The organism is Amycolatopsis rhizosphaerae, assembly GCF_007713715.1.
Lineage (GTDB): Bacteria > Actinomycetota > Actinomycetes > Mycobacteriales > Pseudonocardiaceae > Amycolatopsis_E > Amycolatopsis_E rhizosphaerae.
The window spans coordinates 1-1883 of sequence record NZ_VJWX01000785.1; the positions used below are offsets into that span (position 1 = coordinate 1).

Consider the following 1883-nt stretch of genomic DNA (forward strand, 5'->3'; position numbering starts at 1 on the left):
ACCAACCCCCGCACCCGCCCGCACCACCGCAGGGGGTGGCGCCACCACCGACGGGGTCGGCACCCACATCGCAGGTGGACCCCGCACCGCCGAAGGTCGGCGGCGACACCATCGATCGGTCCCCGGATCCCGGGTAGGTCGGGTGCGGCCGGGTGCGGTCAGCGGGGTCCGAACCCCCGGTAGGGGCGGAGCGGGATGATGGTGAACTCCGACAGACCGGACCGGGCCATGGGCAACTCGTCCACAGTGGACCGAAGGCTGTCCTCGTCGGGAGCCTCGACGAGGAAGCAGGCACCGGGGAGGTCGGCGCGCAACCAGATCTGGCGCACCACTCCGTCGGCGTAGAGCTGACGCACCTGCCGGGTCTCGGCCGGGATGACGGCGTCGAAGTCGGCCTCCTGGTACAGCTCGGTGCGCCTGCGGCTGAGGACCATGAACTGCATGACGATGCCCTTTCGTGTCATAGGTGGGGGTCGGTGATCGCTCTAGCGGGGTGCGGTGAGGAGGCGGTGGAGCAGGCCGCCGGCCCGCATCCATTCCTGTTCGACCTCGGTGTCGATTCTGGCGAGCGCGGCCTGTTCGAACACCGTTCTCCCGCCTCGTCGCGCGATGACGGTCAGTGGCGCGTTGACGAGGGGGCCGCCCTCCAGGCCGGTGATGTCGAACTCCTCGGTTCCGTCGGCGTCGAATCCGCCGAGTGCGGGGCATTCGACGGGCAGTACGCCGAGTGCGACGAGGTTGGTGCGGTGGATGCGTTCGAAGCTCTGGGCGAGCACGGCCCGCACACCGAGGAGCCGGGTCACCTTCGCCGCCCAGTCGCGGGCGGATCCGGCACCGTAGGACCGCCCCGCGACGATGATCACCGGGGTCCCGCGCCGGGCATACGCGGCCGCCGCGGAGTGGATCGGCATGACGTCGCCGTCCGGCAGCAGGCGCGTCCAGCCGCCCTCGTGTCCCTCGACGAGCCGGTTGCGAAGCCGCGGGTTCGCGAAACCGCCGCGCAGCATCACCTCATGGTTGAGGCGGCGGGAACTGTAGCTGCCGAGCCCGTCCTCCGCCACACCCCGTTCGGTGAGCCACTTGCCCGCCGCCGAAGCGGGCAGGATGCGCCCGACCGGGGAGATGTGGTCGGTGGTGACGTCGTCGCCCAGGACCAGCAGCGGCCGGGCCGCGGTGATGTTTCCCCGGACCGGCGCGCACACCTCGCCGTCGGCGAAGGGGGGACGCCGGATCATCCCGGTTTCCCCTTCCCACGCGTAACCGTCACCGCGGGGATGGGGCAGCCGTTGCCAGCGATCCGTGGTCAGTGGCAGGGAGGCGCCGCGACCCGGTGATGCCCGCCCGGCGGTCGCGACCGTGGCGTCGATCTCCTCCTCGGTGGGCCAGATGTCGGCCAGCAGCACGGGTTTTCCGTCATGGCCGGTGCCGAGGGGATCGCGGTCGATGTCGATCGTGGTGCGCCCGGCGAGGGCGAACGCGACGACCAGCGGCGGTGAAGTCAGGTACGAGTGGGTCACGTCGGGGTGGATCCGTCCGGGGAAGTTCCGGTTTCCCGACAGCACGGCCGAAACCGCGAGACCGCGCTCACGGATCTGCCGCCCGGCATCCTGCCGTAGTGGGCCGGAGTTGCCCATGCAGGTCCCGCAGCCGAATCCGGCGACCTGGAAGCCCAGTTCGTCCAGCGCGGGCTGCAACCCGCCGGCGCGCAGCAGTTCCGCGGTCGCCCGCGAGCCGGGCGTCAGCGATGTCTTGGTCCACGGCGCGACGGTGAGCCCGCGGGCCACGGCGTTGCGGGCCAGCAGGCCCGCGGCCGCCATCGCCCGTGGGTTCGAGGTGTTGGTGCAGCTCGTGATCGCCGCGATCACCACGTCGCCGTCGGACAG

At 71.5% G+C, this 1883-nt stretch carries 2 protein-coding genes; both read right to left on the minus strand.

What is annotated here, in order from left to right; genetic code table 11:
* Positions 1-158: 158 nt before the first annotated feature.
* Positions 159-443, minus strand: coding sequence for a muconolactone Delta-isomerase family protein (locus FNH05_RS36800; RefSeq protein ID WP_144593445.1), 285 nt, complete (start codon positions 441-443; stop codon positions 159-161).
* Between the two features lie 42 nt (positions 444-485).
* Positions 486-1883 (minus strand): aconitase family protein (locus FNH05_RS36805; protein ID WP_246128159.1); only part of this gene is annotated, 1398 nt, incomplete at its 5' end.